This window comes from Allobosea sp. OK403, from assembly GCF_900113835.1.
Taxonomy (GTDB): Bacteria; Pseudomonadota; Alphaproteobacteria; order Rhizobiales; family Beijerinckiaceae; genus Allobosea.
This window is the reverse complement of record NZ_FOQV01000001.1, coordinates 567,039-592,954: the sequence shown is the minus strand read 5'-3', so window position 1 is coordinate 592,954 and position 25,916 is coordinate 567,039. Positions and strand designations below refer to the sequence as shown.

Annotated in this window: 29 protein-coding genes and 2 tRNA genes; 8 read left to right on the top strand and 23 right to left on the bottom strand. The window is 64.2% G+C overall.

What is annotated here, in order from left to right; all coding sequences use genetic code 11:
• Nucleotides 1-18: 18 nt before the first annotated feature.
• A complete protein-coding gene (locus BMZ97_RS02575; protein WP_092165148.1) occupies nt 19-1,317 on the bottom strand; it encodes an RsmB/NOP family class I SAM-dependent RNA methyltransferase in 1,299 nt (432 codons plus the stop codon).
• Nucleotides 1,318-1,427: 110 nt separating this feature from the next.
• Between BMZ97_RS02575 and BMZ97_RS02570 the strand changes: the two genes are divergently transcribed.
• A complete protein-coding gene (locus tag BMZ97_RS02570; RefSeq protein WP_092165139.1) occupies nt 1,428-1,637 on the top strand; it encodes a hypothetical protein in 210 nt (69 codons plus the stop codon).
• Between the two features lie 273 nt (nt 1,638-1,910).
• On the top strand, nt 1,911-2,051 hold the full coding sequence (locus BMZ97_RS31120; RefSeq protein ID WP_175525400.1) for a hypothetical protein: 141 nt from the start codon (nt 1,911-1,913) through the stop codon (nt 2,049-2,051).
• Between the two features lie 22 nt (nt 2,052-2,073).
• Here BMZ97_RS31120 and BMZ97_RS02565 read toward each other — a convergent pair whose 3' ends face one another.
• Nucleotides 2,074-2,553 carry an Lrp/AsnC family transcriptional regulator gene (locus BMZ97_RS02565; RefSeq protein ID WP_092165131.1) on the bottom strand — a complete coding sequence of 160 codons (480 nt, stop codon included), beginning with the start codon at nt 2,551-2,553 and terminating at the stop codon, nt 2,074-2,076.
• A gap of 116 nt (nt 2,554-2,669) precedes the next feature.
• Between BMZ97_RS02565 and BMZ97_RS02560 the strand changes: the two genes are divergently transcribed.
• Together BMZ97_RS02560 and BMZ97_RS02555 are read left to right on the top strand one after the other, a co-directional pair.
• The gene (locus BMZ97_RS02560) at nt 2,670-2,924 is read left to right on the top strand and encodes a DUF6356 family protein (RefSeq protein ID WP_244546202.1); all 255 of its coding nucleotides are present in this window, start codon (nt 2,670-2,672) and stop codon (nt 2,922-2,924) included.
• 80 nt (nt 2,925-3,004) lie between these two features.
• A complete protein-coding gene (locus BMZ97_RS02555) occupies nt 3,005-4,177 on the top strand; it encodes a glycerophosphodiester phosphodiesterase (RefSeq protein ID WP_210188200.1) in 1,173 nt (390 codons plus the stop codon).
• Nucleotides 4,178-4,261: 84 nt separating this feature from the next.
• Here BMZ97_RS02555 and BMZ97_RS02550 read toward each other — a convergent pair whose 3' ends face one another.
• The 8 genes from BMZ97_RS02550 to BMZ97_RS02515 form a co-directional block, all read right to left on the bottom strand.
• Entirely contained in the window at nt 4,262-4,564 is a 303-nt protein-coding gene (locus BMZ97_RS02550; protein ID WP_092165130.1) for a hypothetical protein, read from the bottom strand.
• A gap of 190 nt (nt 4,565-4,754) precedes the next feature.
• Nucleotides 4,755-5,471 carry an amino acid ABC transporter ATP-binding protein gene (locus BMZ97_RS02545; RefSeq protein ID WP_092166536.1) on the bottom strand — a complete coding sequence of 239 codons (717 nt, stop codon included), beginning with the start codon at nt 5,469-5,471 and terminating at the stop codon, nt 4,755-4,757.
• Nucleotides 5,472-5,566: 95 nt separating this feature from the next.
• Nucleotides 5,567-6,946, bottom strand: a complete 1,380-nt coding sequence (locus tag BMZ97_RS02540; RefSeq protein WP_092165128.1) for an amino acid ABC transporter permease — start codon at nt 6,944-6,946, stop codon at nt 5,567-5,569.
• A gap of 10 nt (nt 6,947-6,956) precedes the next feature.
• Nucleotides 6,957-8,150, bottom strand: coding sequence for an amino acid ABC transporter permease (locus tag BMZ97_RS02535; protein WP_244546201.1), 1,194 nt, complete (start codon nt 8,148-8,150; stop codon nt 6,957-6,959).
• 205 nt (nt 8,151-8,355) lie between these two features.
• Nucleotides 8,356-9,378 (bottom strand): amino acid ABC transporter substrate-binding protein, encoded by a 1,023-nt coding sequence (locus BMZ97_RS02530; RefSeq protein ID WP_092165126.1) that lies wholly within the window; start codon nt 9,376-9,378, stop codon nt 8,356-8,358.
• A gap of 149 nt (nt 9,379-9,527) precedes the next feature.
• On the bottom strand, nt 9,528-10,550 hold the full coding sequence (locus BMZ97_RS02525; RefSeq protein ID WP_092165124.1) for an amino acid ABC transporter substrate-binding protein: 1,023 nt from the start codon (nt 10,548-10,550) through the stop codon (nt 9,528-9,530).
• Nucleotides 10,551-10,719: 169 nt separating this feature from the next.
• Nucleotides 10,720-11,742, bottom strand: a complete 1,023-nt coding sequence (locus BMZ97_RS02520; RefSeq protein ID WP_092165122.1) for an amino acid ABC transporter substrate-binding protein — start codon at nt 11,740-11,742, stop codon at nt 10,720-10,722.
• A gap of 147 nt (nt 11,743-11,889) precedes the next feature.
• Nucleotides 11,890-12,915, bottom strand: coding sequence for an amino acid ABC transporter substrate-binding protein (locus tag BMZ97_RS02515; RefSeq protein WP_092165120.1), 1,026 nt, complete (start codon nt 12,913-12,915; stop codon nt 11,890-11,892).
• Between the two features lie 256 nt (nt 12,916-13,171).
• On the opposite strand from BMZ97_RS02515, the gene metC reads away from it, so the two are divergent.
• Entirely contained in the window at nt 13,172-14,362 is a 1,191-nt protein-coding gene (gene metC, locus BMZ97_RS02510) for a cystathionine beta-lyase (protein ID WP_092165119.1), read from the top strand.
• A 97-nt stretch (nt 14,363-14,459) separates the two neighbouring features.
• On the top strand, nt 14,460-14,630 hold the full coding sequence (locus tag BMZ97_RS31115; RefSeq protein ID WP_175525399.1) for a hypothetical protein: 171 nt from the start codon (nt 14,460-14,462) through the stop codon (nt 14,628-14,630).
• Nucleotides 14,631-14,718: 88 nt separating this feature from the next.
• Here BMZ97_RS31115 and BMZ97_RS02505 read toward each other — a convergent pair whose 3' ends face one another.
• The 9 genes from BMZ97_RS02505 to BMZ97_RS02465 all read right to left on the bottom strand — a co-directional run bounded on the left by BMZ97_RS02505 (nt 14,719) and on the right by BMZ97_RS02465 (nt 20,268).
• Nucleotides 14,719-15,048: a lipid-A-disaccharide synthase N-terminal domain-containing protein gene (locus BMZ97_RS02505; protein WP_092165117.1), complete on the bottom strand. Its 330-nt coding sequence runs from the start codon at nt 15,046-15,048 to the stop codon at nt 14,719-14,721.
• Nucleotides 15,045-15,797, bottom strand: a complete 753-nt coding sequence (locus tag BMZ97_RS02500; RefSeq protein ID WP_092165115.1) for a glycosyltransferase family 2 protein — start codon at nt 15,795-15,797, stop codon at nt 15,045-15,047. The genes BMZ97_RS02505 and BMZ97_RS02500 overlap by 4 nt, the downstream gene beginning before the upstream one ends.
• 73 nt (nt 15,798-15,870) lie before the next feature.
• Nucleotides 15,871-17,559, bottom strand: a complete 1,689-nt coding sequence (locus BMZ97_RS02495) for an ArnT family glycosyltransferase (RefSeq protein ID WP_092165113.1) — start codon at nt 17,557-17,559, stop codon at nt 15,871-15,873.
• A 205-nt stretch (nt 17,560-17,764) separates the two neighbouring features.
• The gene (locus BMZ97_RS02490) at nt 17,765-17,980 is read right to left on the bottom strand and encodes an alkylphosphonate utilization protein (protein WP_092165111.1); all 216 of its coding nucleotides are present in this window, start codon (nt 17,978-17,980) and stop codon (nt 17,765-17,767) included.
• A 213-nt stretch (nt 17,981-18,193) separates the two neighbouring features.
• On the bottom strand, nt 18,194-18,898 hold the full coding sequence (locus BMZ97_RS02485) for a hypothetical protein (protein WP_139221135.1): 705 nt from the start codon (nt 18,896-18,898) through the stop codon (nt 18,194-18,196).
• A gap of 223 nt (nt 18,899-19,121) precedes the next feature.
• A tRNA-Arg gene (locus BMZ97_RS02480) sits at nt 19,122-19,198 on the bottom strand.
• Between the two features lie 72 nt (nt 19,199-19,270).
• Nucleotides 19,271-19,576 (bottom strand): ETC complex I subunit, encoded by a 306-nt coding sequence (locus BMZ97_RS02475; protein ID WP_092165107.1) that lies wholly within the window; start codon nt 19,574-19,576, stop codon nt 19,271-19,273.
• A gap of 68 nt (nt 19,577-19,644) precedes the next feature.
• A tRNA-Pro gene (locus BMZ97_RS02470) sits at nt 19,645-19,721 on the bottom strand.
• 118 nt (nt 19,722-19,839) lie between these two features.
• On the bottom strand, nt 19,840-20,268 hold the full coding sequence (locus BMZ97_RS02465; RefSeq protein WP_244546259.1) for a DUF192 domain-containing protein: 429 nt from the start codon (nt 20,266-20,268) through the stop codon (nt 19,840-19,842).
• Nucleotides 20,269-20,497: 229 nt separating this feature from the next.
• Between BMZ97_RS02465 and BMZ97_RS02460 the strand changes: the two genes are divergently transcribed.
• On the top strand, nt 20,498-22,423 hold the full coding sequence (locus BMZ97_RS02460) for a hypothetical protein (protein WP_092165096.1): 1,926 nt from the start codon (nt 20,498-20,500) through the stop codon (nt 22,421-22,423).
• Between the two features lie 184 nt (nt 22,424-22,607).
• The gene (locus BMZ97_RS02455) at nt 22,608-23,225 is read left to right on the top strand and encodes a CatB-related O-acetyltransferase (RefSeq protein ID WP_244546258.1); all 618 of its coding nucleotides are present in this window, start codon (nt 22,608-22,610) and stop codon (nt 23,223-23,225) included.
• On the opposite strand, the gene BMZ97_RS02450 is transcribed toward BMZ97_RS02455, so the two are convergent.
• From BMZ97_RS02450 to BMZ97_RS02435, 4 genes are read right to left on the bottom strand one after another with little or no spacing between them, the layout of a single operon-like run.
• Nucleotides 23,200-24,252, bottom strand: a complete 1,053-nt coding sequence (locus BMZ97_RS02450) for an acyltransferase family protein (protein WP_244546200.1) — start codon at nt 24,250-24,252, stop codon at nt 23,200-23,202. The genes BMZ97_RS02455 and BMZ97_RS02450 overlap by 26 nt on opposite strands.
• Nucleotides 24,249-25,139 carry a glycosyltransferase family 2 protein gene (locus tag BMZ97_RS02445; RefSeq protein ID WP_092165090.1) on the bottom strand — a complete coding sequence of 297 codons (891 nt, stop codon included), beginning with the start codon at nt 25,137-25,139 and terminating at the stop codon, nt 24,249-24,251. Before BMZ97_RS02445 ends, BMZ97_RS02450 begins: the two co-directional genes overlap by 4 nt.
• Nucleotides 25,140-25,182: 43 nt before the next feature.
• Nucleotides 25,183-25,530: a hypothetical protein gene (locus tag BMZ97_RS02440; RefSeq protein WP_092165088.1), complete on the bottom strand. Its 348-nt coding sequence runs from the start codon at nt 25,528-25,530 to the stop codon at nt 25,183-25,185.
• 14 nt (nt 25,531-25,544) lie between these two features.
• Nucleotides 25,545-25,916, bottom strand: a complete 372-nt coding sequence (locus tag BMZ97_RS02435) for a hypothetical protein (RefSeq protein ID WP_092165086.1) — start codon at nt 25,914-25,916, stop codon at nt 25,545-25,547.

Here is a 25,916-nt window from a genome sequence, read left to right as displayed (position 1 = left end):
GCAACGTCCTGTTGGCCTTCAGGCAATGCGTTGCGTGCAAGCCAGGTAGAATCCGTCCGTCCCGGTGCGGCGCGGCGAGAGCTGCAGACCGAATTCCGTGGCGAAACGGGCGAGCAAACCAAAGTCGCCTTCGCTCGAGGCCAGCACGTCGGCAAGCGGCACCGCCGCGAAACCGGCATGGCGCGCGAGGAAAGCCCGGATGGCCTCGTCATTCTCGTCCGGCAGCATCGAGCAGGTGATATAGGCGATGCGCCCGCCCGGCTTCACCAGCCGCGCCGCGCGCGCCAGAACCTCGGCTTGGTCCTTGATGCGCTCGGCCAAAGCGCCCGGCCGCACGCGCCATTTCGCATCGGGATTGCGCCGCCAGGTGCCCGAGCCCGTGCAGGGTGCATCGACCAAAGCAAGGTCGACCTGTCCCGCGAGGTCGATCAGGGGTTCGTGACCGCGGCTGCGCGGAATGCGGATCTCGACATTGGTTGCGCCTGAACGCGCCAGCCGCTCATGCAGCGGCGCAAGCCTGCGGCTGTCCAGGTCGGTCGCGAACAGACGCCCCTGATTGCCCATCAGCGCGGCCAGCGCCAGCGTCTTGCCGCCAGCCCCGGCGCAGAGATCGATCACGGTCTGGCCCGGCTGCGCGCCGGCCAGCAAGGTAACGAGCTGCGAGCCCTCATCCTGGATCTCGAAGCCGCCGGCGAAGAAGGACGGCTCCGCCTGCAATGACGGTCCGCGCCCGTCATGACCGGGCTGGAAGCGCAGCGCATCGGGTGACCAGGCGCCGGGCTCGGGCGAGGCATGGGCCAGATCCGCCATCAGCGCGTCGCGACTCGATTTCAGGCGATTGGTGCGGATGTCGATCGGCGCGCGGCCGGCCAGCGCCTGGCCCTCGCCCACCGCGTCGGTGCCGAAGCCCCCGGAGAAGGCCGGCCACAGCCATTCCGGGACGTCGGCGCGGATCCAGTCGGGCGCGCCATCGAGCGAGAAGGCAGCGAGCCTTGCCTGTTCCTCGGCATCGAGCGGCATGGGCGCGTGATTCTCGCCCGAGCAGAGCAGCGCGATCTCCTCGGCACTGAGGCCGCGCAGGCCGGCGAGCATGCCGAGCACCAGCGCGCGCGGTGTTTCCGCCGCCATGACGAAGGCCGAGGACGCCCTGCGGCGCAACGCGTCATAGACGAGCGAGGCGATCGCCGCACGGTCCTTGGAGCCGGCGAAACGCCGTGAAAGGCCCCAATCCTTCAGCGCATCAGAGGCTGGGCGGCGGCGCTGGATGAGGTCGTCCAGCACCTCGATGGCGGCGCTGATGCGGGCGGCGGGCGTCATATTTCGGATCCGTGTCGTGCCGGCATGCGCGACACAAAATCGACGCGGTGATGGCACAATTAATCGGCGGGGGCGAGACCGGCAATGCCGGTATTTCATGAGGTACGGTCATGATCCGCATCATCCCTATCACAATCCTGACTGCATTGGCCCTGTCACTGGCAGGGTGCATCGAGAGCGACGGTTTCCACGCCAGCATGGGCTCGAATCCGTCATTCACGAGCACGTCGAAAACGCAGGGCCAGCCGCTAGCGACACCGCTGAAGCCTTCGGCAAGCTCGCCGGATGCGACCACCCGGATGGAGAACCGGACCTTCTAGAGCAATTTTCGATCCGATTGGATCGTTCAATTGCTCTAGGTCTTTGTTCGGCGCGTTTTCTTCACGCGAACCGGTGTCCACTTCGCTCGAAAACGCTCTAGCCATCCCTGCCCCCGCGTCCCGAGGGGGCGCCCTGCCGCCGGAGCGGAATCGACGGCAGGCTCCCTTCCCGCACGCGTTTGTGATTGGTCCAAGCGTAAGACAGCTTGCTTGACGAGGCGTCAGCATCGGCGGAAAGAAGAAGCGATCCGCTCCCACCGAATGGAACCGCCGATGATCCGCCTCAGCCGCCTCACCCTTGCTGCGCTCATGACGCTGGCGCTTGCCGCCTGCGCCACCACGCCGCCGCCGGATTTGACGCCGCCGGCCAAGAAGCGCCTCGACGCCAAGACGACGCTCGAGAACCGCTACTGACGAATGCCGACCGAAGTGTCGCTCAAGCGTAGCCGAGCGGCACTTCGGTCGTGTCCTTGATCTCCTCCATGACGAAGCTCGCCGCGACATCGACCATGTCGATGCGGGCGATGAGACGCTGATAGAGCCTGTCATAGGCTGCGACGTCCGGCACACGAGCCCGCAGGATGTAATCGACCTCGCCCGAGGTGCGATAGGCGCCGACGATCTCCGGCAGGGCCCTGACCGTATCCCGGAACGCCTCCGCCCATTTTGCGCTGTGCTGGCTCGTCCTGATCCGGATCAGCACCGTCAGCCCGGCATTGACCTTCGACGCCTCGACCAGCGCGACGCGGGCGCGGATGACGCCGGCCTCCTCCAGCAGCTTGATCCTGCGCCAGCAGGCATTGCGTGAGAGATTCACCAGCGCGGCGAGATCCTCGATGCTGCGGGTCGAATCGCGCTGCAACTCACGCAGGATGGCGAGATCGAATGGATCGAGGCTCGGATTTTGGGACGCCATACTGAGTTTTGCCTTACAACAGGGATATGATCCCGATATCCTGGATTTCTTTCTGATAATTGGGAAGCGCTCTTCCTGCCGTATGGGCACTCTTCCGGGACATCTGGGAGAACGCGATGCCACAACCCAACTTGGTCAGACTCTTCACGCAGCATCCCGAGACGGTCGGCGAGACCTATGGCGAGCATTTCGGCGTCGCGATGCGCTATTCCGGGCGCATGTTCGCGGCTTCGTTCTGCGCCTTCGTCCATGCCTTCCTGCCCTTCTGCTTCGAGAAGACCGCCAGTACCATGGCGCGCCGGATGGTCGCCGACATGGATCGTCGCAGCGCCCATCCTGCAGCTCCAGTGCAGGTCGCCCCGGCGGAATAGGCCGCCCCTTCGGCTTCACCGGCCTGTCACATCGCCTGATCATGGTCGCGCCAACGATAACGCGACCAGGGACCGGACCGATGCTGAAAGCGACCTTGCTCTGTGCCACGATGCTGGCTGGCCTCGCCTGCGGCGCGCTGGCCGCCCCTGAAGCGATGGCCCAGACCGCCACCCCGACCTTGTCGGGCCAGAAACCGTTGATCATCGGCCACCGCGGCGCCAGCGGCCACCGGCCCGAGCACACGCTCGAGTCCTACAAGCTCGCGATCGAGATGGGCGCCGATTTCATCGAGCCCGATCTCGTGGCGACGAAGGACGGCGTGCTGGTCGCACGGCATGAGCCGATCATGAGCGGCACGACCGATGTATCGACCAGGCCGGAATTCGCCAGCCGCAAGACCACGCGCAAGATCGACGGCATCGACACCACCGACTGGTTCGCCGGCGACTTCACGCTCGCCGAGATCAAGACCCTGCGGGCCAAGCAGGCCTTTGCCGATCGTGACCAGACCCATAACGGCAAATACGAGATTCCGACGCTGCAGGAGATCATCGACCTCGCCAAGACCGAGAGCACACGGCTTGGGCGCGTCATCGGCATCTATCCCGAGACCAAGCATTCGATCTTCCATGCCGCGATCGGCTTGCCGCTCGAGGACCGCCTGCTCGTCGCGCTCAAGGCCGCCGGCTGGACCGAGAAATCCTCGCCCGTGATCATCCAGAGCTTCGAGACCGCAAATTTGAAATATCTCCGCGGCAAGACACAGCTGCGCCTCATCCAGCTCGTCGATGCCGACGATGTCGACAAGGATGGCGGCGTCGTTCTGGCCGCCCCCTTCGACAAGCCCTATGATTTCGTCGTCACCGGCGACAAGCGCAGTTTCAAGGATCTCGTCACGGCTGAAGGGCTGAAGGAGATCAAGACCTATGCCGACGGTGTCGCCCCCTGGAAGCCCTACATCCTGCCAGCCAAGCTGGTCCTGGGCGATGACGGCAAGCCCCAGGATCTGAATAAGGACGGCGTGATCGACGAGCGCGACCGCGTGCTACTGCCGGCGACCGATGTCGTCAGGAATGCCCACGCTGCCGGGCTCTTCGTCCATAGCTGGACCTTCCGCAGCGAGCCCAAGCGCCTAGCCTCGAACTACAAGGGCGATCCGAGCGCCGAATACAAGGCGTTCTTCGACCTCGGCATCGATGGGTTGTTCTCGGATTTCCCGGACGCGGCCGTGAAAGCGCGTGACGGCAAATAGGCTGCCAAACGGCGCATAAAAACGGCCGCCCCGCGCGAGCGGGACGGCCTTTCGATTCGGGTTTCGCCGAAGCTGGATTGTCGATCAGCTGCAGACGCGCTGCCTCGTCTTGATCACGCCACGGCGTGTCTCCTCGCGCGTGACGACCGTGCGGCAGCGCTCGCGGTCGCGGAACTCGGCGCGACGACGATCGTCGCGTCGATAACCACGGTCCGAGCGACGATCGTAACCGTCGCCGTCATCACGGCGAACTTCGCGCTCGATGACGCGCTCGCGCGGGCCGCGCGTATCGACACCGACGCCGCCGGGACCGATGTTGATCGACTGGGCATAGGCGCCGCCTGTCATCACGAGAGTGGCGACGAGAGCGGGAATGAAGCGGTTCATGGTGTTTCCTCCGGTTTGATGAAGAACCTGCCGGACACCGCTTTGTTCCCATTAGGTGCAGTTTACGCACCGCCCTACCCCCAAGGCGGTAATAAAATCGCTCGTCGACGATTATTCAATCGCAACAAAAAATGGCGCACCGGAAGAATCGGTGCGCCATCGGAAAAATCCTAATCTGCCGAAATTGAACTCAATGCAGGATTTGGCTCAGGAAGAGCTTCGTGCGCTCATGCTGCGGGTTCTTGAAGAAGGCGTTGGGCTCGTTCATTTCGACGATCTGCCCGGCATCCATGAAAATGACCCGGTCGGCGACCTGGCGGGCAAAGCCCATTTCGTGGGTGACGCAGAGCATGGTCATGCCCTCATCGGCGAGCGAGACCATGGTGTCGAGTACCTCCTTGACCATCTCGGGGTCGAGCGCCGAGGTCGGCTCGTCGAACAGCATGATCTTGGGGCTCATGCAGAGCGAACGCGCGATGGCGACGCGCTGCTGCTGGCCGCCCGAGAGCTGGCCAGGATATTTCGCCGCCTGCTCGGGAATCTTGACGCGCTTGAGATAGTGCATGCCGATCTCCTCGGCATCCTTCTTGGGCATCTTGCGGACCCAGATCGGCGCCAACGTCAGGTTCTCCAGGATCGTCAGATGCGGGAACAGGTTGAAGTGCTGGAACACCATGCCGACATCGCGGCGGATCTCGTCGATCTTCTTCAGGTCGTTGGTGAGTTCGGTGCCGTCGACGATGATCGAGCCCTTCTGGTGCTCTTCCAGGCGGTTGATGCAGCGGATCATCGTCGACTTGCCGGAGCCCGACGGTCCGCAGATCACCAGCTTCTCGCCGCGCTCGACCTTCAGGTTGATGTCGCGCAGCACGTGGAACTCGCCGTACCACTTGTTGACGCCGATCATCTCGACCGCGGTCGGTGTGTTCAGCGAGGTCTGCTTCAGCGCGGCGGGGCGGCTCGCGGTATTCGTTTCTGCCATGGTCATGTTGATTTGTCCCTTCAGCGCTTCTGACCGGCGGCCATCCGCTTCTCGACCGAGATCGAGTAACGTGACATGCCCCAGCAACACAGGAAATAGAACATCGCGGCGAAGGCATAGCCTGTCGCGCGCGTGGTCGGCGTCGCCCAGGTCGGATCGACCAGGGTCGCTTCGATGGTGCGCAGGAAGTCGAAGATGCCGACGATGGTGACCAGCGTCGTATCCTTGAACAGCCCGATGAACGTATTGACGATGCCCGGAATGACGATGCGCAGCGCCTGGGGCAGGATGATCAGCCGCATCATCTGCCAATAACCCAGACCGAGCGACATCGCTCCTTCATACTGGCCCTTCGGCATCGCCTGCAGGCCGCCGCGAATAACCTCCGCCATATAGGCGGCGGCGAAGAGTGCGACGCCGACCAGCGGCCGCAGCAGCCGGTCCGGCGAATATTCCTGCGGCACGAACAGCGGCAGCATGGTGTTGGCCATGAACAGCACCGTGATCAGCGGCACGCCGCGGACGAACTCGATGAAGATCACCGAGAGAAGCTGGATGATCGGCAGCTTCGAGCGCCGTCCCAGCGCCAGGATGACACCGAGCGGCAGCGAGAAGACGATGCCGACCGCCGCGATCAGGAAGGTCACCGTCATGCCGCCCCAGAGGCCGGTGTCGACACGCGGCAAGCCGACCTGGTCGGCCAGGATCGCGATCAGGCCGAAGACGACCAGCGACATCAGGATCAGGCGCTTGGGCCGGTAGAAGCGTTTCCAGGGTGGCAGCGCCTCCTCGACGGCCAGGAAGGCAGGGCCGATCCAGAAACGCGCCAGAGCGGGCACGAAGGACAGCACCAGATAGACCACCATCAGCACCAGCGTCAGGCCGATGAGCCAGCGCAAGAAGCCTTCGGCATTGGGGCCGCCGAGCAGCAGCACATAGGCGCCGATCGGCAGCAGGACGAAGAAGAAGAAGAAGCCGACCTTCTTCAGCGGCGCCCTTTCCCAGAGCAGCCAGACCACGCCAAGCGCAAACATGGCGAAGACGATGTTGACGCGCCAGCGTTGCGGCACCGGGTAGGAGCCGTAGATGAAGTACTGGAAACGGTCGCCGATATAGGCCCAGCAGGCGCCGACCGGCCGGCCGATCTTGTCGGCCAGGCATGCGTCGCGGTTGGTGCCGCTCCAGACGGCGTCGATGAAGTAGAACCGCACCATTTCCGGCACTGTGGTCACGACGATGTAGATGCATAGCAGCGTCAGGATCGAATTGACCGGGCCGGAGAACAGGTTGGCGCGAATCCAGGCGACAGGCCCCGCGACCGAAAGCGGCGCGGTTTCCTGAGGCAGCGTCTCCTTGCGTACGAAGGCGTAAGGCGAATTTTCGAGCGTTGCGTCTGTCATCGTGGCGCCCTCACCGTTCCACCAGCGCCATGCGCTTGTTGTAGATATTCATGAAAAACGAGGTGACGAGCGAGATCGTGAGATAGACCGCCATGGTGATCGCGACCACTTCGACCGCCTGCCCGGTCTGGTTCAGCACCGTGCCGGTGAAGACCTGGACGAGATCGGGATAGCCGATCGCGACCGCCAGGGAGGAGTTCTTGGTCAGGTTGAGGTAGTTCGAGGTCAGAGGCGGGATGATCACCCGCATGGCCTGCGGAATGACGACGAGCTTCAAGGTCGGCCCGGCGCGCAGACCCAGCGCATTGGCGGCCTCGGTCTGCCCTTTCGAGACGGCGAGAATGCCGGCGCGCACGACCTCGGCGATGAAGCCCGCAGTATAGGTCGTAAGACCCAGCAGCAGCGCGACGAATTCCGGGAAGATCTGGATGCCGCCGCGCAGGTTGAAGCCGGCGATCTCCGGGTAGACGAACGAGATCGGGCGGCCCGTGACGAGATAGACGAAGAACGGCAGCACCACGATCAAGCCGAGCGCGATCCAGCCGACAGGGTACTGCTTGCCGGTCGCCTCCTGCTGCTTGCGGGCCCAGATGCGGAAGATGATCGAGGCGACGATGCCGATCAGGAACGTCCAGACGATGAGCGAACCGCCGGGGCCGAGCTGAGGATCGGGGAGGTAAAGGCCGCGATTGTTGAGCAACGCACCCGCCGGCAATTCGATCGACTGGCGCGGATTGGGCAACGGCTTCAGCACCGCGTTGTACCAGAAGAACAATTGCAGCAGCAGCGGCAGGTTGCGGATGACCTCGACATAGATCATCGCGAGCTTCGACAGCACCCAATTGCTGGAGAGCCGCGCCACGCCGACGAAGAAACCGAGGAAGGTCGACAGCACGATGCCGATCGAGGCGACCAGCAGCGTGTTCAGAAGGCCGACATAGAAAGCCTCGCCATAGGTCGAGCCCGAGGCGCTGAATGGGATCAGCTTCTGGTTGACGTCGAAACCCGCGGCATTGTGCCAGAAACCGAAGCCGGACGCGATCTTCTGCGCGCGCAGATTGGTGATGGCGTTCGACGCGGCCGAATAGAGCAGGAAGCCGACAACGGCGAGCAGGGCCAGCTGGTAGACATAGCCCCTTATCTTGGGATCGTAGAGCAGCGAGGCCTTGCCCGGCTGAACCGTCTCGGTCGGAATGGTCGACACGTGTTACGCCCTTTTTTGTTTTGATTGCGGCAGGTGAACCGGCAGCGGCCAGAGCCGCCGCCGGATGTTTCCTTCTGATCTCAGACCGTTGCGCTAGAGCAATTTCCGATCCCATTGGATCGTTCAATTGCTCTAGGCCTTTGTTTTAACGCGTTTTCTTCATGCGAACCGGTATCCACTTCGCTCGAAAACGCGCTAGAGCGCCTCAACGGATTGGCGGCGCGTATTGCAGCCCCCCTTTGGTCCAGAGTGCGTTCAGACCGCGCGCGATCTTCAGCGGCGAGCCCGTACCGACATTCTTCTCGAAAACCTCGCCATAGTTCCCGACAAGTTTGACGATGCGATAAGCCCAGTCATTGCTCAAGCCCATCGGCTCGCCGAACTTGCCCTCGGTGCCGACGAAGCGCTTGATCTCGGGGTTCTCCGATTTCAGCATCTCATCGACATTGGCCTTGGTGATGCCAAGCTCCTCGGCGTTCAACATCGCGTTATGCGTCCATTTGACGATATCGAGCCAATTGTCATCGCCATGGCGGACAACCGGGCCGAGCGGCTCCTTCGAGATGATCTCGGGCAGCACGATATGGTCCGTCGGAACCTGGAGCTTCAGGCGCTCGGCGTAAAGACCCGACGAGTCCGTGGTGAAGGCGTCGCAGCGGCCTGATTCATAGGCCTTGATCGTCTCGTCGCCGCTGCTGAAGGCCACGACCTCGTACTTCATCTTGTTGGCGCGGAAGAAGTCGGCAAGGTTCAGCTCGGTGGTCGTGCCTTGTGCGACGCAGACCGAAGCGCCGGCAAGCTTGAGCGCGGAATCGATGCCGAGCTTCTTGTGGACCATGAAGCCCTGGCCGTCGAAATAATTGATGCCTGCGAAATTGAGGCCGAGCGCGGTGTCGCGCGACAAGGTCCAGGTCGTGGTGCGCGAGAGCAGATCGACCTCGCCGGCCTGCAGCGCCGTGAAGCGGTCCTTCGACGAGAGCGGCACGAACTTGACCTTCTGCGGGTCGTTGAAGATCGCGGCCGCCAAGGCGCGGCAAAGATCGACGTCGATGCCTGTATAATTGCCCTGCGCATCCGGCATCGCGAAACCGGCGAGGCCCGGGCTCGTGCCGCATGTGACAACACCCCTCGCCTTGATCTGCGGAAGCAACCCTGTCTGGGCCTGGGCAACCCCCGCGCCGAGAGCGAGCGATGCGAGCACCAGTGCTGACGTGACGGCTTTTTTCATTGCGTTCCCCTGTTTTAGGTGCGGGCTTTCGCCCGCACCTAAAACGCTTAGCAAGTCCCGGACCATGCGCTTTCGATGCGTAACGGACGGCGCGGGGCCGGGATCGATACGGCGCCAGAACGAAGCCGGCGCCGTATGCTCGCGATGCTTCAGCGGATCGGCGGCGCGTATTGCAGCCCGCCCTTGGTCCAGAGCGCATTCTGGCCGCGCGCGATCTTCAGGAGCGAGCCCTGGCCGACATTCTTCTCGAAGACCTCGCCGTAATTGCCGACATGCTTGATGATCCGGTAGGCCCAGTCATTGGTCAGGCCCATCGGCTCGCCGAACTTGCCCTCGGTGCCAATGAAGCGCTTGATCTCGGGATTGTCCGATTTCAGCATCTCATCGACATTCGCCTGGGTGATGCCGAGTTCTTCGGCGTTCAACATCGCGTTATGCGTCCATTTGACGATGTCGAGCCAATTGTCGTCACCATGGCGAACGACAGGACCGAGCGGCTCCTTCGAGATGATCTCGGGCAGGACGATGTGGTCGGCGGGCGTCGTCAGGTTCAGGCGCTCGGCATAAAGACCCGAGGCATCCGTGGTGAAGGCGTCGCAGCGGCCTGCCTCATAGGCCTTGACGGTCTCGGTGTTGCTCGCGAAGGCAACGACCTCGTACTTCATCTTGTTGGACCGAAAATAGTCCGCGAGATTGAGTTCCGTGGTCGTGCCCTGCTGCGTGCAGATGGAGCCCCCGGCCAGCTTCAAGGCGGAGTCGATGCCGAGTTTCTTGCGGACCAGGAAGCCTTGGCCGTCATAATAGTTCACGCCCGCGAAATTGAGCCCGAGCGCGGTGTCGCGCGATAGCGTCCAGGTCGTCGTGCGCGAGAGCAGATCGACCTCGCCCGATTGCAGCGAGGTGAACCGGTCCTTGGCCGAGAGCGGGATGAACTTGACCTTCAGCGGATCGTTGAAGATCGCCGCCGCGACCGCGCGGCAGAGGTCGACGTCCAAGCCTGTCCAGTTACCCTGCGCGTCGGGAATGCCGAAGCCGGCAAGGCCTGTCCCCGAACCGCAATGGAGAATCCCGCGGTTCTTGACCTGGGCAAGCGTGCCAGTCTGCGCTTGCGCTCCGCCGATGCAAGCTGCAGTTGCCGCCGCGACGAGCGCGGCTGCGAAAAACTTATTCATGGTTGTTTCCCCTGTTGGCGGAACGGGTTCTTCCCGTTCTCGAAATGCTAGCAAGTCCCGGACCAAGCGATCCTCGCCTGGTATCCTCCCCTCCTTCCCCCACAAAATAAAGCCGACGCGACCAAACCGCGAACGGAGCGCCGGCAGAACCGACGCTCCGCTGAAGCGATCAACGGACCGGTGGAGCGTACTGCAATCCCCCGTTGGTCCACAGCGCATTCTTTCCACGGGCAATTTTGAGCATGGAACCGGCGCCGACATTACGCTCGAACGCCTCGCCGTAATTGCCGACGAGCTTGACGATCCGATAAGCCCAGTCATTGCTCAGGCCGACCGCTTCACCGAACTTGCCTTCGACGCCGAGCAGGCGCCGGATCTCAGGGTTGGTCGACTTGAGCATCTCGTCGACATTCGCCTTGGTGATGCCGAACTCTTCCGCGTTCAGCATCGCGAAATGCGTCCATTTCACCAGGTTGATCCACTGCATGTCGCTGCTGCGGACAACCGGACCGAGCGGCTCCTTGGAGATGATCTCGGGGAGGACGACGGCATCCTCGGGCGCGGTCAGCTTCAGGCGCAGCGCGTAGAGCGCGGAGGAGTCGTCGGTCAGTGCATCGCAGCGCCCGGATTCGAAGGCCTTGATCGCCTCATCACCCTTGTCGAAGGCGACGACCTCGTACTTGATCTTGTTGGCGCGGAAGAAATCCGCAACGTTCAGTTCAGTCGTCGTGCCCTGCTGCAAGCAGATCGACGCGCCATCGAGCTTGAGGGCGGATTGGACGCCGAGCTTCTTCTGAACCAGGAAGGCCTGGCCGTCATAATAGTTCACGGTCGAGAAGCTCAAGCCGAGCGCCGTGTCGCGCGCCATCGTCCAGGTGCTCGTCCGCGACAGCAGATCGACCTCGCCGGACTGAAGCGCGGTGAAGCGGTCCTTCGACGACAGCGGAACGAACTTGACCTTGCCGGCATCGTTGAAGATCTCGGCCGCGATGGCGCGGCACAGATCGACATCGAGGCCGACCCAGTTTCCTTGGGCATCAGGTATGCCGAAGCCGGCCAAGCCCGGGCTGACGCCACAAATGAGTTCGCCGCGGTTCTTGACCGTTGCGAGCGAGGAGGTCTGGGCCTGGGCGTGTTCAATGCCAGGAAGGAATGCGGCAAGCGCGAGCGCCGCGACGAGCAATCGTTTCATGGTAGTCCCCTATCCGGAGCGGTTCATCCGCTCTCGCATATTCTGAGCGCTCAGGGCCGCATATTCTGCGGTTTATGAGGACCTATTCGGCATTGGCGTGAGCAGCCCGGGCGCCGAACAATGTCGGCGCCCGGATTTGGTTTGATGTCAGCGAACCGGCGGAGCGTATTGCAGGCCGCCCTTGGTCCAGAGTCCATTCTGGCCGCGCGCGATCTTCAGCAGCGAGCCCTGGCCGACATTCTTCTCGAAGGATTCGCCGTAATTGCCGACCAGCTTGACGATGCGGTAGGCCCAATCGGCGGTGAGGCCGATGCCTTCGCCGAACTTGCCCTCGACACCGAGCAGACGCTTGATCTCGGGATTGGGCGACTTCAGCATCTCGTCGACATTGGCCTTGGTCACGCCGAGCTCCTCGGCGTTCAGCATGGCGTAGTGCACCCACTTCACCAGGTTGAACCACTGCGCGTCGGTGTTGCGGACGGACGGACCGAGCGGCTCCTTGGAGATGATCTCGGGCAGGACCATGTGATCGTCCGGCGCCGTCAGCTTCAGACGCTCGGCATAGAGGCCCGAGGCGTCGGTGGTGAAGGCGTCGCAGCGGCCAGCGTCATAGGCCTTGACCGTCTCGTCGGAGGAGGCGAAGGCGACGACTTCGTATTTCAGGTTGTTGGCGCGGAAGAAGTCGGCCAGGTTCAGCTCGGTCGTGGTGCCCTGCTGAGTGCAGACCGAGGCGCCCGAAAGCTGCAGCGCCGAGGTGACGCCGAGCTTCTTGCGGACCATGAAGCCCTGGCCGTCATAGTAGTTCACGCCGGTGAAGAGCAGGCCGAGCGAGGCGTCGCGCGACATCGTCCAGGTCGAGTTGCGGACGAGCAGATCGACCTCGCCCGACTGCAGTGCGGTGAAGCGGTCCTTCGCCGAAAGCGGGATGAACTTCACCTTGGCCGGATCATTGAAGATCGCCGCGGCGACGGCGCGGCAGTAATCGACATCGAGGCCGACCCAGTTGCCCTGGGCATCCGGCACGCCGAAGCCGGCGAGACCGGTGTTGGAACCGCAGTTGAGGATGTTGCGCGACTTGACCTGAGCCAAAGTCGCAGGCGCCTGCGCCGAAACCGCTGTCGCGGTGACCGCGAGCCCAAGCCCTGCGATCGCGGCTGCCAAGAATTTCTTCATTGCTCTCTCTCCCATTGAGGTCTCCTGTCCGGCCGGGCCGGCAGGCCGTCATCGGCTTCGCCGCTTGCAGGCATTTTGCCCGCTCTGATTGCACAGGAATTGAACGGCGTCCCCAAGGTCGATTGCCAGAGACGCTCATGAGCGTCAAGCAACGGCCCATATCCGGCACGCCTCTTTCCCGCCTTCGCATCACATGCAAGTTTCCAAGGGTGGTCAAGCCTGACCCGGAACCAGAAACGGCCTTGCGATTCCATCCATGAAAAAGCTGTCCCCGCCTGACTTCGCGCGCCTGCGCGAGAAGACCCGCCTCGTCCTCGCAGGCCGTGATCCGGCCGATAGCTATGGCTTCGTCAACCCCGCGATCGTGCGCGGTTCGACGGTGATCTATCCCAATATGGAGGATTTCCTCGCCCGGAAGTCGCGCTACACCTACGGTACGCAAGGCAATCCGACGATCGACGCGCTGATCGCGGCGCTGAATACCATGGAAGGCGGCGCGGGCGTCGTCGTCTGCCCCTCGGGCCTGCTCGCCTGCACCTTGCCAATGCTGGCAGTGCTTTCAGCCGGCGATCATGTCCTGGTGACGGACAGCGTCTACCGGCCGACGCGCAACTTCTGTGACAAGATGCTGCCGCGCCTGGGCATCGAGGTCAGCTATTATGATCCCGCCATCGGCGGCGATATCGCAAAGCTGTTCAAGCCGAACACCAGGGCGGTCTGGACCGAAGCGCCGGGCTCGCAGACCTTCGAGATGCAGGATATTCCGGCCATCGTGGAAGCCGCGCATGCCCGCGACGTGCTTGTGCTGATGGACAACACCTGGGCGACGCCGCTTTTCTTCGACAGCCACAAATTCGGCGTCGACATCTCGGTACAGGCCGGCACGAAATATTATGCCGGACACTCCGACGTGCTGATCGGCACCGTCTCGGCGCGCACGCCCGAACTCTACAAGCTGGTCCGGGGCTGCTGGGAAACGCTCGGTGTCATCATCGCGCCCGAGGACGCCTTCCTGACGTTGCGCGGCATCCGCACCATGCATATTCGCTTGAAGGAGCAGATGCCGGCCGGCCTGGACATGGCGCAGTGGCTGAGCGAGCGCCCGGAAGTGGCGCGGGTGCTGCACCCAGCGCTGCCGAGCGACCCAGGCCACGCACTCTGGAAGCGCGACTTCACCGGCGCCTCCTCGCTCTTCGCGATCGAGCTGAAACCTGTCGCGATGCAGGCCGTCGGCGCCATGCTGGACGGCCTGACCCTGTTCGGCATGGGCGCGTCCTGGGGCGGCTATGAGAGCCTCGTCCTGCCCTTCGACTGCAAGCCCTACCGCACGGCGACGACGCCGGATTTCAAGGGCCCGACGATCCGCCTGCATATCGGGCTGGAAGACCTCGAGGATCTGAAGGCCGATCTCGACGCCGGCTTCGCCCGGCTGCGCGCGGCGAGCTGAGGCGTGGCGAATAGCCCATCGGGCCCGATCGTCTTCGCCTATCTCGACGAACCGCCCTTCTGCTTTCCCGGGGAAGGCGGGACGGCGGGAGGCAGTGATGTCGGCTCGCGGCGCTTTTGCCTTCGCCAAATCGGCTACTGGTTTCAGGCGGCGTTTCGATGAGGCCTTGCGCAGCCAGCTCGGCAGCGCCTGGCACCGCAGCATGATGGCACGCTACGGGTTTTCGCCCGACGACCTGACGCTCGATCAAGTCGCATTCGGACGGTAATGTCCGAGTGCGAAAAAACGTGATCGATTCCTGGGGTTTAGAGCATTGCTTCTGCGAAAAACCGGTACCCGATTTTTCGCGCAATGCTCTATGAGGCCGAGCGCCTTTTGCGGTTGCTGAAGATCAGCATGAGATTGCGCACATAGATCACCACCGCCAGCGCCTGGCCCATGATGATGATCGGTTCGCGCTTGACGATGCCGTAAACCAGCGTCATCGCGCCGCCGGCCATCGAAAAGTACCAGAAGGAGAGCGGCATCACGGAGTTGCCCTCGCGCTCGCTGACGAGCCACTGCACCAGGAAGCGCGCCGTGAAGAGCAATTGCGCGATGATGCCGAAAGCGAGCCAGAAGTCGAACTTCAGCACGAAGACGTCATAGATATAGTCGGATACGGCGTGGCCAATCGAGATGATCATGATTGCGTGTCCGGCACGATCTGAGGAATGCGCTTGCGCCGGCGGATCAGCCACCAGACACCGGCAAGGTCGAGAATACCGACCCAAAGCCGGTCGAAGAAGCCGTAATTCGAGACACCGGTGAGCCGGGGCCGGTCACGGACCTCGACATGCACGATGCCATAGCCCTCACGTGCCATCAGAGCCGGCATGAAGCGGTGCAGCGCGTCGAAATAGGGCAAGGCGAGATAAGCCTCGCGGCGGAAGCATTTCAAGCCGCAGCCGGTATCGCGTGTGCCGTCCTTGAGGATGCGCCCGCGCACGCCGTTGGCGATGCGCGATTGCAGCTTCTTGAAACCAGTGTCCTTGCGCCCGACGCGCTGCCCTTGCACGAGCCCGGCCTGGAGACCCGCTTGCTGCAGCGCCTCCAGCATGCGCGGCAGGAAAGCCGGGTCGTTCTGGCCATCGCCGTCGAGCGTCGCCACGATGGCCGAGCGGGCGTGGCGCACGCCGCTGCGCACGGCCGCGCTCTGACCGCAGGACTGGGCGTGAGTGACGACGCGCAGCCAGGGCCGGCTCGCCATCAGCGCCGCCAGCGCCTGCGCGGTGCCATCGCTCGAGCCGTCATTGACGAAGATCACCTCGAAATCGCCGATCGTGGCGCAGGCGGCCTCGATGTCGGCCAGCAAGGGACCGACATTGCCGACCTCGTTGCGGACGGGGACGACGACGCTGAGAATCGGCTGTGGAACTAAGGGGCTGTCGGTCAACGGAACATCATCCGGGAAAACGGCGCGCAACCTGCGTCAAGCGGGGCTGCGGGGCAAGGAACATTCATCTGGCTCACGGGCGCGCGAACACCGCGATCTCGAGCCGGCGGCCGCCATTGAGGTTGAAACCGTTCAGCGTGGTCAGCAGCCGCGGCGTCAGTCCGGCCTGGGAGATCGCCGTCTGGAACTCGGCCGCGAGGCGCTTCTCGACAAAGGCGATGCGGCAGCCGGGCTGACCCAGGAAGGACGCCGCCGCCGCACCATCCGCCGCCATGGCGAGATCGGTCCCGGTCAGAAAGACCAGGCTCGGCTCGCGATAACCCGCCGTGATGACCTTGGGATCGGTGCAGCCGGCCGTGGCGACGGTCTCGGCCAGGCGCGGCGACAATTTCAACGAACGCAGGCTTTCGACCGCGAACCCGTAGACGCCGGCGCCGAGCAGCAGGCTCGCCAGCACGCAGCGCCAGAGTGCGCCTTCGAGATCACCACGCCGGAAGGCCGCGACCACGCGCCAGGCGACGAGCAGCATTAAAGCAAGCAGCGGCAACGCCAGATAAGGCAAGGTCTGGTCGAGCGTCCAGTTGCCGTAGAGGATCACCCCGACCAGCGCGAGTGGAACCAGGAGCACCAGCGCAGCGGTCGCCACGGCGCCGCGCCGGAAGCGGTCGATGCCACCATTGACGAGTGCCAGCAGCAGCAGGGCGGTGATGGCCGGATAGAGCGGCAGGACATAATGCGGCAGCTTGGTCGGCACCGCCTCGAAGACGATCCAGGACGGGATGATCCAGGCCAGCAGAAAAAGGATCTGCGGTTCGCGCCGGCGCACCCAGGCGAAGGGGATCGCCATCGCCGCGAATGCCGCCGCCGGCCAATAGGTGCCGAAGAAGATCAGCAGATAGAGCCCAGGCGGCCCCCAATGCTTCTCCTGGCCCTCGGAGACCTTGCCGAGCATGTCCTGGCCGACGCTCTCAGTGAAGAAGGAGCCGCCCGTCTTCATCATAATGGCGATGAACCAGGGCAGCACGACGATGAGGCAGAGCAGCAGGCCCGGCCCGAAGCGCAGCGGCTTCAACCAGCGGACGCCGCGTTCGCTCACACAGAGCACGATCATGGCGAGGCCCCAGACCATCGGTACGATCGGCCCCTTGATCAGCAAGGCGATCGCGGTGGCACCCCAGAAGACGAGCCAGTTCCAGCGGCTCGGCACGAAGGCGAGCGAGCGCGTCCAGTCGAGCCAGGTCCGCGCGAGCGCCCCCATGGTCGCGACCGCGCAGGCGGCCAGCACCGCATCGGTCTTGGCGATGCGAGCCTCGACGCCGAGCAGAACGCAGGCCGCCATCAATGCCCCGCCGAGCAGTGCCAATGGCGGGCTGACGAAAGCGAGCAGCGCCCAATAGGTCAGGAGCACCGCCGCCACGGCGCCGACGAGCGAGGGCAAGCGGTAAAGCCAGATCTGGGTCCGCGCCTGGGGCACGCCCAGAGCCGCGCCGGCCGAGACCGCCGCGCTCTGCAGCCAGTAGATGCCGACGGGCTTCTTATGGCGCGCCTCGGCCTGGAAGCGGATATCGACGAAATCGCCGCTCTCCAGCATCTGCTTGCTCGCCTGCGCAAAGCGTGGCTCGTCGCGGTCGAGCGGCTGGAGCGTGCTGAAGCCCGGCAGGAAGGCGGCGAGCGCCAGCAGGACCAGCAGGGCGCAAGCGCGCAGATGGCTCGCCGAAGCAAAGCTCGTGATGCGCTCGATCGCAGGGCTCAGCGAAACCATAGTGATCCTTGCGACCGAGGTCGCGCTCGTGACGTGCCGGTGTGGCAGCCCTCATCACGAGCAAAAGCCCGTAGCGGAGCCGTGCCCGGATGACGAGCCTTTCGGGCGCGATCAAGGCGGAGCCATGCCCCTAAAGCCATGACCGGCGCGGTTTACGCCGCCTGTCGCAGAGCTGCAAGCGCCGGCCGCGGACGCACGGCCCGGCTCAGGCGCGCTTCAGGAACTCGGTCTTCAGCACGAGGCCCTTCACCTTCTCGGCATTGCACTCGATCTCGCCCGGATCGTCCGTCAGGCGGATGTTCTTGACCAGCGTGCCGCGCTTCAGCGTGACAGAGGTTCCCTTGACCTTGAGATCCTTGATCAAGGTCACGGAATCGCCGTCCTTCAGCGCCGTGCCGTTGCTGTCCCTGACGTCGCTCATGGCAATTCCCGAAAGCTGAAGCCTTGACGCGCCAAAGGCGCAGCGCTTTCGCGCAAGGCGGATGAAATAGTGAGACCGGCTGGATTCGAACCAACGACCAGCAGCCTGGAAGGCTTAGCGCTTTAGCTGATCTGACAAGACCTATTCCAACGCAGGTGTCCTATAGCCACCTGCCTTTCCCAGGACAAGTTGGAAGCGCTCGCGCGGCGCTGCTCAGGACATCAGAAAGGCACGCAGCCGCACGCCTGCCATCACCGGCACCGGCTTGATCCCTCCGACGACACGCTGGAAGCCACGCCCGGCGAGGTTGTTGCCCTGGCCGATCGGCAATTCGAAGATGAGCACGGAGAAATAGCCGCCGAGACCGGTCACGAGCGCGTAAATCTGGAAGCCCATGGCGCGCGTGCCCATGGCGGCAGCGATCTCGCCCGGGGTCCAGACGGCCGCGGGGTTGAAAGCGGTCAGGTCCCCCGCTGCGCCCGCTTCTGCGGCAAAGGTCCGTTTCACTTTCGTGCTGGCCGCGGGGTTGTTGTCGATGGTGCCGACATGCGCGATCTTCGCGCCGCCATCCGTCCAGGTCGCAATCAGGCAGCCGCTCATCGGTCCGGTGAGGACATCGCCACCGGCAAGCGGCATGGTGGTGGTGCGGCCGGCGACGTATGAAAGCCAGCGATAGGGGATCGGCTGACCCACCCTCAGGCCCAGCGTATTGGCGTGGAAGTTCGCCAGAATTTGGTCGTCCATCCCATCATAGTTTATCGGGTTCGGCGACAAGGGCGGCGTCGGTATCACGGCGCCGTTATTGTCGCTGGTTTGTGAGCGCGGCGGCATCCATTTCAGCCGAACGCCACGACGCAGATAGTTTTCCAGCATCAACTCCCCCCAGAGCCGTCCAAGGATAACCGTGCCGCCGAGCACATAACGCAACGTCACACTAAGCTATTCGCCTCGTGTCGGAGCAACAAGCGTTTTCGTCATGCGCTGGGGCAGAGGGTCGACACGGCCGTCGAACGCGACAAGACCTGTCAGGCCGATCGGGCCAGGGGCTGCGCTAGGAGCGATTCGTGAAACCGATTTGGAAGGTGGCAACCTCCTTCCAAATTTCCAAGGCTGCCGAAGTGGCGAAAACCCCGGTGAAATATGGCGAGCCCGGCTGGATTCGAACCAGCGACCAGCAGCTTAGAAGGCTGCTGCTCTATCCATCTGAGCTACGGGCCCGGTGGGCTCGGGCGCAAGCGCCCTCGCCTGTCTGGGAAGCTCGCGCGCCACGCAGGACGCGGCGCATATTGATCAGTGCGTCCACTGTCCGACGCGGCTGAACTTGAAATTATCGGCATAGGCCATCGAGCGGCGCTTGGCCTCATGGGGCTGCTCGACCCGGTAGGCGATTCCGTTGCGCGTGGCGTAGGCGACGGCTTCCGCCTCAGTGTCGAACCAGAGCTTGAGCTGGCTCTTCATGTCGCCAGACGAGGTCCAGCCCATCAGCGGCTCGATCTCGCGCGGACGCTCCGGCTCATATTCCAGCAGCCAGCGATCGGCCTTGGCGGTGCCGGACTGCATCGCAGTGCGGGCGGGGCGGTAAATGCGTGCGGTCATGGTCTCGCTCGGCCGTCACCAGAATTGCCCAGGCCCGCCGGTGGCGAACCGTTTCGAAGCGAGAAGGCTGGTCGGGGCACCAGGATTCGAACCTGGGACCCTCTGCTCCCAAAGCAGATGCGCTACCGGGCTGCGCTATACCCCGACTGAGCCATTCCTCGCGTCGCGGTTGGCTATCACGGTGCGGGCTTGCGCCGCAAGTGAAAGCCAAGATTCAAGCGATGACAAGAATCAGGCGACGACCGAATCAGCCGCCAAACCGCTCAACGCTTGAACAAGACATGCTCGACCTTGTCGCCGGGCTTGATGCCGAGCTTCTCGGCGACGCCGCCATTGATCTCCAGCACCGAGAGCACCGGCTCGCCCGAGGGAATCGTGCGGGTCGACAGCGGCTCTGTGCGCTCCGCGATGCGCGAGATCGTGCCGTTGGCGCGGATGAAGAGCATGTCGAGCGGAATATAGGTGTTCTGCATCCACATCGCGACCGGTTCGGTGCGAGCGAAATCGAACAGCATGCCGCGATCCTCGGGCATATAGTTGCGGTACATCAACCCCTTGGCACGCTGGTCGGGCGTGCGCATGACCTCGACCTGGAAGACATGGCGCGTGCCGCCGCTGACGATGACGAGCTGCTCGAGCCCGGCTGCCGGAGCCGCGGCCTGCGCCAGAGCGGGAGATGGCCCAGCCGCCAGGGCGATCCAGGCAAGGCAGGCAGTAATGAAAGACAAGGCGGCCCGCATGGCTTAGTGCTCCCCGGCTGCGGCAAACGACGCCCTCTCTCGACCCAGGAGATGGCGAATTTCCGACAGATACCGGCGATAGCTCGGAATTGGTCAAGTATTTCGTCGCGGACAGCCTGTCGCCCCGCTTCCCTTCGTCGCGGCGTTGCGGCAGGGTCGCGCACCCAAACGGGAGAGTTTCATGATCGCTTTGCCCCTCCAACGGCTGACGAGCTGCCGCAGCGCGGCTCTTGCCACCATCCTCATCGCGCTCGCGCAGCAGCCGGCGTGGGCCGCCGATTTCCAGATCGACGGGCTGAAGTTCGATTTCGGCGCCGTGGTGATCACCGCGCCCAAGATCGACGTGAAGGGCTCCGCGCTGGAGCGCGAGGCCTTCGTCTCCCTGTTCAACGGCAGCACCGGCGAAAGCGCCGTCTCCCGGATGAGCAAGCTCAACGCCACCGAGATCAGCGCGCCGGAGCTGACCATCGAGCAGGCGCTCGGCGAGCAAAAGCAGGTCACGCGCTATCGCGACATCCGCTTTTCCGATGTGAAGGACGGCAAGATCGCTCGTGGCACCGCAGCGAGCGGCACGGTTACGGCGACGCTTCCCGCCAGCGGACGCCCCGCGACGCCGCCGTCCGCTGGCGGCGCGCTCGGCGACGCGGCCAAGGCCATCGCCGGCGGCGCAAGCGCCGGCCCGACGTCCATCAGCGGCCAATTGCTCCGCACCAGCTTCGAGGCGCTCGACCTGAAGCACATGGCGCGTGTGCTGACCGAGAAGGCACAACCTGGCGTCACTGAAGCGATGCTGCCGGTATTCGGCCGCTTCGAGCAGGACGGTTACACGCTCGACATGGGCGCTGCCGGCAAGATGTCGCTCGGCAAGACGACGGGGCGCGGTTTTGCCGCCAGGGTCGGCGACGAGCCGCTCGGCGAGGTGATCACGCGGCTCATGGCCATGTCGGAGGCTCAGGCAAAAGCCGCCAAGGAACCCGGAGCCAAGCCGCCTTCGCTGAAGAGCGAGGAGGATCGGCGCATGGCCCTGTCCCTGCTCGCGCTCTACGACAATTTCTCCTATGGCAGCGGCGAGATGCGCGACATGGCGATGACCTTCGTCACGCCGGCGACGCCCAGCGCCAAATCCGAGACCGTCGACATGAAGATCGCGCGGATCGCCTTCGGCGAAGACGCGCCGGCGAAATCGGGTTTCGCCGTCGAGGGCCTGCAATTCGCCGCCGGCGGCGCCAAGGGCCAGATCGATTCGCTGAGCCATTCCGGCTTCGCGATAGGCTCCGTCCTCAGCGAATTGAAGGCGCTGCTTGCCAAGCCCGATGCCGAGATCGACACGATCGATTTCCGCAAATTCATCCCCACCATCGGGACGCTGCGCCTGGACGGGCTTTCGGTCGATGTGCCGCAACCGGGCAAGCCCGGGCAGCCCGCCGTGGCGCCATTGAAGGTCGGTTTGAAGACCTTCGAACTGAAGGCCGGCGAACAGCTCAACGGCGTTCCCACCAGCCTGGGCCTGACGATCGACAACCTGATGGCCCCGGTCACGGAAGCCAGCGGCAATCCGGCTGCGCGCGACCTGATCGCGATGGGCTACCGCATGCTTGACCTCTCGGCCAAGATCGACCTCGCCTGGGAGGCGGCGCGCAACGAGCTCGCCATCCGCGCGATCTCGTTCGGCGGAGCCGGCATGGGCAAGCTCGACGCCAAGGGCACGCTCGGCAACGTCACCAAGGATCTGTTCTCGAGCGATCTCGCCTTGGCTCAGGTCGCGGCGCTGGGCGCGACCGCGCGCCTGGTCGAGGCGAAGCTGCAGAATCAGGGCCTGTTCGAGAAGCTGCTCGACAACGAGGCGCGCAAGGCCAAGCGCAAGCCCGAGGATCTGCGCCGGGAGTACGCCATGATGGCGAGCCTCGGGCTTGCCGCCATTCTGGGCCCGTCCGATGCCGCCAAGACGCTGACGGCGGCGGTCTCGCGCTTCGTCGCCAAGCCCGGCATGCTCACCGTCCAGGCCAGCGCGAAGTCCGGCAGCGGGCTCGGTCTCGCCGATGTGATCACGCTCACGGATCCGACCGAGATCTTCGACAAGATCGATCTCAAAGCCAATGCCGAGTGAGTTGGAGCGTTTTCGCGCGAAGCGGACACCCGTTCGCGTGAAGAAAACACGTTCAAACAAGGGCCTGGAGCAATTGAACGATCCAGCTGGATCGGAAGCTGCTCCGGGCGGTATTCTGCCGCCGCAAGACGAGGACTGGCGACCAGGCCCGCTCGCGACCTGGTGGGCGGGCCTGGTCCCGGCGCTGCGTGGCGCCCTGCGACGCCACATCAACCCCGACAACCAGACGCGGCTGCATCTGGCGCGGCTGATCGCGCAGCGGCCCGGCCAGATCGCGGTCGGAGCCTATACTTATGGCCGGCCGAAGGTGCGCTTTCCTGAGAGCGGGGTTCGCCTGCGCATCGGCCGCTACGGCTCGATCGCCGACGGCGTCGAAATCCTGCTCGGCGGCAATCACCGGCTCGATTGGGTGACGACCTATCCCTTTCCGGCCCTGCCCCGGCTCTGGCCGGAGGCTGCCGGGATCAGCGGCAGCGACACCTCGCGCGGTGACGTCGTCATCGGGCATGATGTCTGGCTCGGTTCGCAATGCATGGTGATGTCGGGCGTCACGATCGGCCATGGCGCGGTGGTAGCGGCGCGCGCCGTGGTGACGCGCGACGTGCCCGCCTATGCCATCGTCGCCGGCAATCCGGCACGGGTGGTCAGGAGGCGCTTCGAGGATGCGCAGATCTCGGCACTATTGGCGACGCGCTGGTGGGAGCTGCCCCGAGACCAGGTCGCCGACCTGCTGCCGCTCCTGATGTCAGGGCAGGTCGAAGACCTCGTGGCCGAGATCAACCGCAGAGCAGGCGGCGCTTGAGCCCGAGCGCCGGGCGCTCGACGGCGTACCAGCTCGCCGCAGCCAGGAGCAGGGTCAGCAACAAGGAAGGCGCGAGCAGGGTCAGCGCGCCGGCTGCGGGAAACAGCGCATAGAACACCTGCTGTACGGGCCAGCCATAAAGATAGACGCCATAGGACAAATCGGCCTCAGGGGTGCTGCGCCAAGCTGTCAGGGCCGGCGCCAGAGCCAGCACGATCGCGCCCCAGGCCGTGCCCGAGAAGAGTGCGGCCTTGTAGAGCGGGGTTCTCGCCAGCAATGTGACAAGGACGGCAAGTCCGCAAAGCCCCCATACGGACAGCGGCACACGCTCGCGCCAGAGATAGATCACGCCCCCGGTCACGAAGATCAGCGGCAACCGCAGCCCGGTCTCCACGCCCTTGGCGCCGTTGGGAGCGATGATCTCGCGCAGGATGACGGCGGCCAGCAGCAGGACCCAGAGGCAAAGCACCCAGTTGCGCCGACACAACAATCCCGCCAAGCCCGCGCCAAGGACACCGAGATAGCAGAGGCATTCATATTTCAGGGTCCAGACCGTCCCCATCGGAAAGGACAGCGGATTCTGGTCGAAGACGCCTGGCAGCGCTGCCGCGCTCTTGAAGGTGGTCAGCGTGCCCTGGATGAAACGCCAGAGTTGTCCATCCGCGAAATAGGACGCCCAATCGAGGCTGGTCATCACGGTTCCGATGACGAGTGAAACGAACAGGGTGGCCGCAACCAGGCCGGGCACGATCCTGAGCAGGCGAGCCAGCCCGTAGTCGCGCCAGCCGCGCCGTTCATAGCTCATCGTCACCAGGAAGCCGGAAATGGCGAAGAAGCCGTTGACCGCATGCTCTCCGAGCGTGAAGCCGGTGGCGTGCATGAGCGGCTCCGCATCGAGACGGCCCGTCGCCACGCTGAAAGCGTGCGAGACGACCACGGCGAGCGCCAGGACGAGGCGCAGAATTCCAAAATTATTCGAGCCGCAGATCATCCCGTCGCTAACGCAACACAAGCGCGAAGACCTCACGACCTCGCCTCCAGCCCTTGCCGCGAGAGCGCGCTCGCACCCCGCAGCCAGGCCAGCGCTCCGGCGACGGAGCCGGCATGAGCGAACATCTTATCTCGATTCAAGATCAATCCATAACCGATTGTTTTAAAAGCATTTTCTATGATCTTGAACACTCCCGGAGCCGGCAGGCCGAATTTGCTGGAGACATAGCGTTCCGACCAGGCGAGGTGCCAGCGGGCCGTAAGGCGGCGCTGCGGCGAAGGTGCGCTGGAGCGGCCCCGCCCGTGCCGAGCTTCCGCCGCATCGACATGGACGAGGCTGTGGCCAGCGTCGCGCATGCGGCGGCAGAGGTCGTCATCCTCATAGAACAGGAAGATCGCCGGATCGAAGCCGCCCAGCGCCAGGAAGGCGTCACGGCGAATCAGGAGGCAAGCGCCCGAGAGGAAAGGCAGGCAGGCATCCCCTTCTGGAATAATGGCCTCGCCGGGATGATTGAGGTAGGGCGGCGACAGTAAAGAGCGCGGCTGCAGGAAGATGCGGCCGGAGGGTTCGATGATGCGCGGCGCGAGCATGCCGGCGTCGGGATAGCGCTCCGCGGCCGCCAGCAACGCAGCCACCGCACCACGCTGCAGTTCGAGATCGGGATTGACGATCAGCACGTAAGGCGTCTCGGCCGCGTTCACGCCGCGATTATTGGCGCGGCCATAGCCTTCGTTCAAGGTGTTAACGAGCGTCCGGGCACCTTGCGCCTGCGCGATCGCGCGCGTCTCGTCCTGGCTTGCATTGTCGACCACGATCGCCGGCACGCCCTCCCCCGCCAAAGCCGCCAAGCACGCAGGCAGAACCTGGGCGCTGTCATAGGCGACCACGATGGCTGTGACGGCGTCTGCTAAAGCCTGCGACATGATGGCTGTTTGGCGGCAAGGCGTGGCCGCAGGCAAGCGAAAATCAGCGCCGGCTCAGGAGCGCCAGCTCGCGCTGCACAGCAAAACGCTCCGCCGCGTCGCAGCGGCGTGGAGCCTTGTAGGATTTCACTGCCAGGCTTGCCGAGGTCGAGAGAAAGCGCTGACGGTCTTCGCGCGCGACCCGCGCCAGCACGCCCTGGCGGTCCACCTTGAGTCCGCAATCATAGCCGCGCGACACCTGGGCAGCCGCGAATTCGGGCGTTCCGGGCAAGGCCGTGATGGTGCTGGTGCAGGCGGTGAGAGCAAGCAGGGACAGCCCGGCAAGGCATGACTTGGCGCGGCATGACTTGGCGCGGCATGACTTGGCGCGGCACGACTTGGCGAAAAACATCGGGCAGCCGTCGCTCAGAGCGCGTCGAAGCGCCCGGCCCGGACCTGCGTCATCCGCTCCTTGAGCGCGGCGCGTTCCTCGGGCGTGCAGGCTTGCGGGCGGATGTCCTGGTTGATCGTCTCCGCCTCGGAGACGGTGACATAGGCAGAGCGTGCGCTGGCGATCTGATCGGGCGTCGCGCCGCGCTCACGCTCGGAGGCGATGAAACGCTCCAGCGTGCTGGCGCGCGGATTTCCCGCCCGACAGGCGATCGAACGCGAGACGAGGCTGGCCAATTCCGCGCCCCTCCCCGCGCCCGGATTGGCCGAACCCTGGACGCAAGCCCCCAGCGGCAGCGCAAGCAGACAGGCGAGCGCCAGCGGGCGCGCGACGACAGAGGCAGGCAT

What these genes read in the sequence shown, in the direction of transcription:
- BMZ97_RS02575 (WP_092165148.1), bottom strand. Translation starts at nt 1,317, where the DNA reads ATGACGCCCGCCGCCCGCATCAGCGCCGCCATCGAGGTGCTGGACGAC.
- BMZ97_RS02570 (WP_092165139.1), top strand. Translation starts at nt 1,428, where the DNA reads ATGATCCGCATCATCCCTATCACAATCCTGACTGCATTGGCCCTGTCA.
- BMZ97_RS31120 (WP_175525400.1), top strand. Translation starts at nt 1,911, where the DNA reads ATGATCCGCCTCAGCCGCCTCACCCTTGCTGCGCTCATGACGCTGGCG.
- BMZ97_RS02565 (WP_092165131.1), bottom strand. Translation starts at nt 2,553, where the DNA reads ATGGCGTCCCAAAATCCGAGCCTCGATCCATTCGATCTCGCCATCCTG.
- BMZ97_RS02560 (WP_244546202.1), top strand. Translation starts at nt 2,670, where the DNA reads ATGCCACAACCCAACTTGGTCAGACTCTTCACGCAGCATCCCGAGACG.
- BMZ97_RS02555 (WP_210188200.1), top strand. Translation starts at nt 3,005, where the DNA reads ATGCTGAAAGCGACCTTGCTCTGTGCCACGATGCTGGCTGGCCTCGCC.
- BMZ97_RS02550 (WP_092165130.1), bottom strand. Translation starts at nt 4,564, where the DNA reads ATGAACCGCTTCATTCCCGCTCTCGTCGCCACTCTCGTGATGACAGGC.
- BMZ97_RS02545 (WP_092166536.1), bottom strand. Translation starts at nt 5,471, where the DNA reads ATGATCGGCGTCAACAAGTGGTACGGCGAGTTCCACGTGCTGCGCGAC.
- BMZ97_RS02540 (WP_092165128.1), bottom strand. Translation starts at nt 6,946, where the DNA reads ATGACAGACGCAACGCTCGAAAATTCGCCTTACGCCTTCGTACGCAAG.
- BMZ97_RS02530 (WP_092165126.1), bottom strand. Translation starts at nt 9,378, where the DNA reads ATGAAAAAAGCCGTCACGTCAGCACTGGTGCTCGCATCGCTCGCTCTC.
- BMZ97_RS02525 (WP_092165124.1), bottom strand. Translation starts at nt 10,550, where the DNA reads ATGAATAAGTTTTTCGCAGCCGCGCTCGTCGCGGCGGCAACTGCAGCT.
- BMZ97_RS02520 (WP_092165122.1), bottom strand. Translation starts at nt 11,742, where the DNA reads ATGAAACGATTGCTCGTCGCGGCGCTCGCGCTTGCCGCATTCCTTCCT.
- BMZ97_RS02515 (WP_092165120.1), bottom strand. Translation starts at nt 12,915, where the DNA reads ATGAAGAAATTCTTGGCAGCCGCGATCGCAGGGCTTGGGCTCGCGGTC.
- metC (WP_092165119.1), top strand. Translation starts at nt 13,172, where the DNA reads ATGAAAAAGCTGTCCCCGCCTGACTTCGCGCGCCTGCGCGAGAAGACC.
- BMZ97_RS31115 (WP_175525399.1), top strand. Translation starts at nt 14,460, where the DNA reads ATGTCGGCTCGCGGCGCTTTTGCCTTCGCCAAATCGGCTACTGGTTTC.
- BMZ97_RS02505 (WP_092165117.1), bottom strand. Translation starts at nt 15,048, where the DNA reads ATGATCATCTCGATTGGCCACGCCGTATCCGACTATATCTATGACGTC.
- BMZ97_RS02495 (WP_092165113.1), bottom strand. Translation starts at nt 17,559, where the DNA reads ATGGTTTCGCTGAGCCCTGCGATCGAGCGCATCACGAGCTTTGCTTCG.
- BMZ97_RS02490 (WP_092165111.1), bottom strand. Translation starts at nt 17,980, where the DNA reads ATGAGCGACGTCAGGGACAGCAACGGCACGGCGCTGAAGGACGGCGAT.
- BMZ97_RS02475 (WP_092165107.1), bottom strand. Translation starts at nt 19,576, where the DNA reads ATGACCGCACGCATTTACCGCCCCGCCCGCACTGCGATGCAGTCCGGC.
- BMZ97_RS02460 (WP_092165096.1), top strand. Translation starts at nt 20,498, where the DNA reads ATGATCGCTTTGCCCCTCCAACGGCTGACGAGCTGCCGCAGCGCGGCT.
- BMZ97_RS02445 (WP_092165090.1), bottom strand. Translation starts at nt 25,139, where the DNA reads ATGTCGCAGGCTTTAGCAGACGCCGTCACAGCCATCGTGGTCGCCTAT.
- BMZ97_RS02440 (WP_092165088.1), bottom strand. Translation starts at nt 25,530, where the DNA reads ATGTTTTTCGCCAAGTCGTGCCGCGCCAAGTCATGCCGCGCCAAGTCA.
- BMZ97_RS02435 (WP_092165086.1), bottom strand. Translation starts at nt 25,916, where the DNA reads ATGCCTGCCTCTGTCGTCGCGCGCCCGCTGGCGCTCGCCTGTCTGCTT.